Annotated in this window: 6 protein-coding genes; 5 read left to right on the top strand and 1 reads right to left on the bottom strand. The window is 67.1% G+C overall.

The genetic code is table 11. The features are described from left to right. The first annotated feature begins 7 nt into the window (after positions 1 to 7). Together BM066_RS26625 and BM066_RS25565 are read left to right on the top strand one after the other, a co-directional pair. A complete protein-coding gene (locus tag BM066_RS26625; RefSeq protein ID WP_177218546.1) occupies positions 8 to 289 on the top strand; it encodes a hypothetical protein in 282 nt (93 codons plus the stop codon). Between the two features lie 492 nt (positions 290 to 781). Next, positions 782 to 1,222, top strand: a complete 441-nt coding sequence (locus tag BM066_RS25565) for an RrF2 family transcriptional regulator (RefSeq protein ID WP_018061481.1) — start codon at positions 782 to 784, stop codon at positions 1,220 to 1,222. 80 nt (positions 1,223 to 1,302) lie between these two features. On the opposite strand, the gene BM066_RS25560 is transcribed toward BM066_RS25565, so the two are convergent. Next, the gene (locus BM066_RS25560; RefSeq protein ID WP_018061482.1) at positions 1,303 to 1,734 is read right to left on the bottom strand and encodes a CBS domain-containing protein; all 432 of its coding nucleotides are present in this window, start codon (positions 1,732 to 1,734) and stop codon (positions 1,303 to 1,305) included. Between the two features lie 237 nt (positions 1,735 to 1,971). On the opposite strand from BM066_RS25560, the gene hfaA reads away from it, so the two are divergent. The 3 genes from hfaA to hfaD are packed head-to-tail and all read left to right on the top strand — an operon-like array spanning position 1,972 to position 4,607. Continuing rightward, a complete protein-coding gene (hfaA, locus tag BM066_RS25555; RefSeq protein ID WP_018061483.1) occupies positions 1,972 to 2,448 on the top strand; it encodes a holdfast anchoring protein HfaA in 477 nt (158 codons plus the stop codon). Further along, the gene (hfaB, locus tag BM066_RS25550) at positions 2,438 to 3,451 is read left to right on the top strand and encodes a holdfast anchoring protein HfaB (RefSeq protein WP_018061484.1); all 1,014 of its coding nucleotides are present in this window, start codon (positions 2,438 to 2,440) and stop codon (positions 3,449 to 3,451) included. The genes hfaA and hfaB overlap by 11 nt, the downstream gene beginning before the upstream one ends. Then, complete coding sequence (hfaD, locus tag BM066_RS25545) at positions 3,417 to 4,607, top strand: holdfast anchor protein HfaD (protein WP_018061485.1); 1,191 nt, start codon at positions 3,417 to 3,419, stop codon at positions 4,605 to 4,607. Before hfaB ends, hfaD begins: the two co-directional genes overlap by 35 nt. Positions 4,608 to 5,000 lie beyond the last annotated feature (393 nt).

The raw sequence follows: 5,000 nt of genomic DNA, 5'->3' as shown, positions 1-5,000 counted from the left end.
ATGACCCGTGAGGTCATCGCCAGAGCGCCGCCGCCTGCGTTTCTCTTTCCAAATCAACAATGTCAAAGACCCGAACCGCCTCAGCGGCCCCATCCGTTTAACGCCCGATGTCGGCGGAGGCGGCTATCTATCCAACCTCGAATTCCGTGTCAAATCGTTTTTTTCAAAACGCTTCGAACCGATCCAACAAAACCACCCGAAGGCAATCCCAGTAGACCGAAGCGACCTTCTAGAGAAAGCCGCCAATCCAGTCAAGCAAGAATTCTTCAGAAACTCTTACAAGACCTGAAGAGTAGCTCCAGAAGCTCTTGCGAACCCCCCTCCCTACTCCCGGGAACGCGGCTTCTATTGAAACCACACCACCCTGTCAACCGGCCGTTTCTCTTTTGTCGATGAGCTGGCCGAAGCCGCTTCGAAGGACAATAGAGCGGCGACGAAGCCCTTGAAGACAGGGTCTTCGCAAATTCGTCACCGAGTCGATTGAGGCTGCGGAACCTAGCGATCCGCCTTTCCAAATGCAAGGCCCGAAGGCCTCGAATTCGTCCGGCGGGCGTTGGCCCCGAAGCGAGGGCGGTGTGTAGCCACCGGCCCGGAGAGTCGCAACCGGAAAAGCGACGTGATCAACCGCACGCATCGCTTTCCCTGTGCGCGGATCTGTGAATGGTTTCGGCGGCGTTTTTGGCCACACCCCGCTCCAGTCCCCGCCCCGTCCCTGGCGACAGCGCTTGCGCCATCCCCTCCCCAGCCTCCATAGACCTCTGCAAGAGGAGGCCCCGCGCCCATGTTGTCCCAGAAAGCGCGCTACGCCCTGCGCGCCATGATCGAGCTGGCCCGCGAGAACGGGCAGGTGACCGCCGGCGAACTGGCGGTCCGCGCCGACGCGCCGCGCAAGTTCCTGGAAGCCATACTTCTTACACTGTCGCGCCAGGGCCTGGTCACCAGCCGCCGGGGCAAGTTCGGCGGCTATCTGCTGGGCCGCGAGCCGGCGACGATCAGCTTCGCCGAGATCATCCGCCTGGTCGACGGCCCCCTGGCCCTGACGCCCTGCGTCAGCCGCACGGCCTTCCGGCGTTGCGAGGACTGCCGCGACCTGGCGACCTGCGCCCTGCGCGAGGCCCTGCTGCGAGCCCGCGACGCCACGGCGGCGGTTCTGGAAGGCTACAGCCTGGCCGACGCGGTGGCCGGTTCAGGCGCGGAGCTGCTGGGCGAGGCCGCGCTCTGATCCACGTTCTCTCTATATATAGAGGGAACGGTATATAGAGCGGGCCGTCGACCGCGCGGTCGACCGGAAAGCGCCGCCGCTCAGCCGGCGGCGATATAGGCCTTCAGTCCGTCGGCCTCGGCCTGGGCCTCGCTGATCTTGTACTTCACCAGGTCGCCGATCGAGATGATGCCGGCCAGGCGCTTGCCCTTGCAGACCGGCAGGTGGCGGATCCGGCGATCGGTCATCCGCGCCAGCAGGGCGTCGACCGTCTCCTCGGGCTGGGCGAAGACCACGTCGCGGGTCATGCAGGTGGAGATCGGCTTGGACAGGGCGGCCGCCCCCTCCTTGGCGATCACCCGCACGATGTCGCGTTCGGACAGGATGCCGGCGATCGTCTCGTCCTCCTCGAGCACCACCATGGCGCCCACGCGCCGGGTGTGCAGCAGGGCCGCGGCCGCACCCACAGTCTCGTTGGGCGAGGCGGTGAAGACCAGGTCGCCCTTGTCCTTCAGGATCTGAGAAACCAGCAAAGCTTAATCCTCCCTGACACTTATTTTCGAACCAGGGTCTCGCAAAGCGGCCCCCTTATCAATGGGCTGGATCGCCGCGACCGGGGCGAAGCCGCATTATTGTGGTGCGCGTCAAAGTCGCACGCTCGCCGACGAACTTAACCAAATCGCGAGACCTTTGGGGTTAGACCAGACGTTGTCCGATATTGGCACGGGGGTTGCTAGCGGTCGGACGCGTTGGCGTTCACGAGGTTTCTGATGGCTGCGAGTGAGAAGAATCTGCCGGGCGCCGGGCGCCGGCTGGCGATCAGCGCGGCCCTTCTGGCCCTGGCCGCGGCCGCGACCGGCCTGGTGCTGTCCAGCCCGGCCCGGGCCCAGACCCTGGACACCAACTCCGCCGCGTTCAACGCCGGCTACGGCCGCGTGGCCGGCTCGGAGAACCACGTGGTCGAGTATTCGACCCGCGACGCCAACGGCAATCGGGTCATCGTCGACGGCGTCATGCTGACCGGCGCCGACCAGAGCGTCTATTCGTCCAGCCGGTCGTCGGGATCGCTGGACAGCTATTCGGGCGTCGGGGCCCTGGGGGGCTGGGGAAGCTCCACGGCGATCGGCAACAACCTGACGGTCGTCACCCAGGGCAACAACAACACGGTGATCGTCAACTCCACCCAAATCAACAACGGCAATATCAGCGCCGGAACGAACGTCGGGAAATCGGGCAATGGCCAGTAAGCGCCTCAACCTTCTGCTGGCCGGCGCCTGCGCCGTGCTCAGCGCCTGCGGCGGCGTCCCCAAGCCGATGACGGATGGCAACTACGCCACGCCGATCGGCGGGGCGCCGGTGACGGCCAATCCCACGCCCTACACGGCTGGCCTGGTCTGCCTGGCGCAGTACGCCCGCGCCAACCGCGTGGTCGCCCCGCGCGTCGCCATCGGCCGCATCGCCGACTACACCGGCAAGGAAGAGTCCGACGGTTCGGGCCGCAAGGTCACCCAGGGCGCCTCGCTGCTGGCCATGACCGCCTTCGCCAAGGCCGGCATGCCGATGGTCGAGCGCTTCGACACCTCGGTGTCGGAGTACGAGCTGAAATACGCCAACAACAAGCTGATCTCCGACAACCCCAAGCCGGGCGCCGACGTGCCGGCCGAGTACCGCCGCATCCTGGCGGGCCAGGTGCCGGGCTCGGACTTCTACGTGGCCGGCGGCATCACCGAGCTGAACTACAACATCCGCTCGGCCGGGGTCGACGCCTATGCCGGCGACAAGGACACCGACGGGCTGAAGGGCAATTTTCGCCGCCGGGTGTTCGTGATGAACATCGCGCTGGACCTGCGCCTGATCAACACCCGCACGCTGGAGGTGGTCGACGTGATCTCCTACCAGAAGCAGGTGGTCGGCCGCGAGATCAGCGCCGGCGTCTTCGACTTCCTGAACGGCAACATCTTCGACATCTCGGCGGGCCGCGGCGCGCTGGAGCCGATGCAGCTGGCCGTGCGCTCGCTGATCGAGCGGGCGACCATCGAGATGAGCGCCAACCTCTACGGCATGCCGGGCCCGCAGAGCTGCCTGCAGTACGACCCCTACGCCGCCAACACCGTCGGGGCGACCGGGGCCTTCGTGCCCGCCTACAACAACCTGGGAACCAACAATGCGCAGACCCGCGAAGACCCGTCTCGCTGGAACGATCGCAGCGATCCCAATGTGGGCGATGCTGGCCGTCGGGGCCGCTACTAGCCAGACCGTCCCGGTCCAGGGGACGAACGACCAGCTGAACGTCGGCGCCCTGTTCGCCGACCAGACCCTGGACGTCGTCACCGTCGACGAGGGCGTTTCCGCCACCACCACGGCCGGGGCCAACACCTTCGGCATGACGGTGGTCGGCGCCGACGCCGGCCTGACCTCCAACCAGGTCAACCAGGGCGCGGTCACGGCCCACGGGGTGGTCAACGTCTCGGGCTCCATGGGCGACTCGAGCACCATCGCCACCACGGCGGTCGGCAACAGCGGCACGGCCACGGCGGCCTATGGCACGCTGAGCGGCTTCATGGTCCAGACCAACACCGGCGCGGTCACCGCCCGCAGCCAGATCGAGGGCGACACCGCCCAGGCCGGCGACGTGATCGAGACCAGCCAGGCGGCCGGCAACAGCCAGGGCCTGCTGCTGGTCAACGGGTCGATGGGCGCGCGGGTCAGCCAGAACAACCAGGCCGACGTCGCCGCCGACGGCGGGGCGATCCTGCATTACGTGGCCGGGACCGCGGTCGTGGCCGGCACGGCGGCCGGCAACAACATCGACCTGACCGGCGCCAACCAGTCGGCCGCCCGGGTGATCACCGACCAGAACAACGGCGCGGCCAATGTCACGGCCACCAAGTTCACGGCCTATGGCAACAGCAACCTGACCACGACGGCGGCGACGGCCTCGGGCAACAACCTGAACGCCGCCAACGAGGGCACGCTGCTGGACGTGGCCAGCCACCAGTACAACACCGCCTATGTGCGGGCCCAGGCCGAGGGCACCTCGTACGAGTTCGGCGGCGCCCAGGCCACGGCCTACGGCGTCGGCAACTCGGCCATGGCCAGCAACGCCAACGGCCCGGGCCTGGTGCTGGACAACGTCCAGGTCAACGACGGCGGCGGAGTCGAGGTGATCGCCAGCTTCGAGGGCAACACCGGCTACGACGCCGGGGCCAGCGCCACGGCGATCGGCAACGCGGTCAGCGGCTACGCCTGCAACCTGTGCAGCGGCACGATGAGCGCCACCAACAGCCAGTCCAACAATGTCGACGTCAGCGCCCGCTCGACCGTGACCGTCCGCAATTCGGGCCGCGCGGTCGCAGGGGTGTCGACCGCCACCGGTAACAACGCGACGTTCTCGGTGACCAACTAGGGCGTCACGGCTCGTCCGCTTGCCCCCTACGGACCGCTTCGCGGTCGTCTTCCCCCAGAGGGGGAAGAGCGCCTTGGGGTGAAGGCTCCGCCCCCTGTGGGGGCGGACAGACCGCGAAGCGGTCAGGTGGGGGCAAGCATCAGCAGGCACGATCTGTCGTCCTCACGCGGAAACCCGCTGAGCGTACGGAAAGGGTCGCGGAGCGCCGGACGCCGTCCGGAGTGTTTGAAGTAGTAACCGTTTCGACGAAGCCCGATCGCTCCGCGCGGTCGTTATCCGGAAGCCCGCGGCGCTGAGCCCTGTTCGAGCCTCGCCGCCTTGAAGCCTCCGACGGGCGGGCCAGGTCAACGAACCCTGGTCCCGGACCGCGGGCCTGTCACCGCCCGCCTGCTG

The organism is Caulobacter sp. UNC279MFTsu5.1 (assembly GCF_900114015.1).
In the GTDB taxonomy this organism is placed as follows: Bacteria; Pseudomonadota; Alphaproteobacteria; order Caulobacterales; family Caulobacteraceae; genus Caulobacter.
This window is presented reverse-complemented; position numbering and strand designations above follow the sequence as displayed.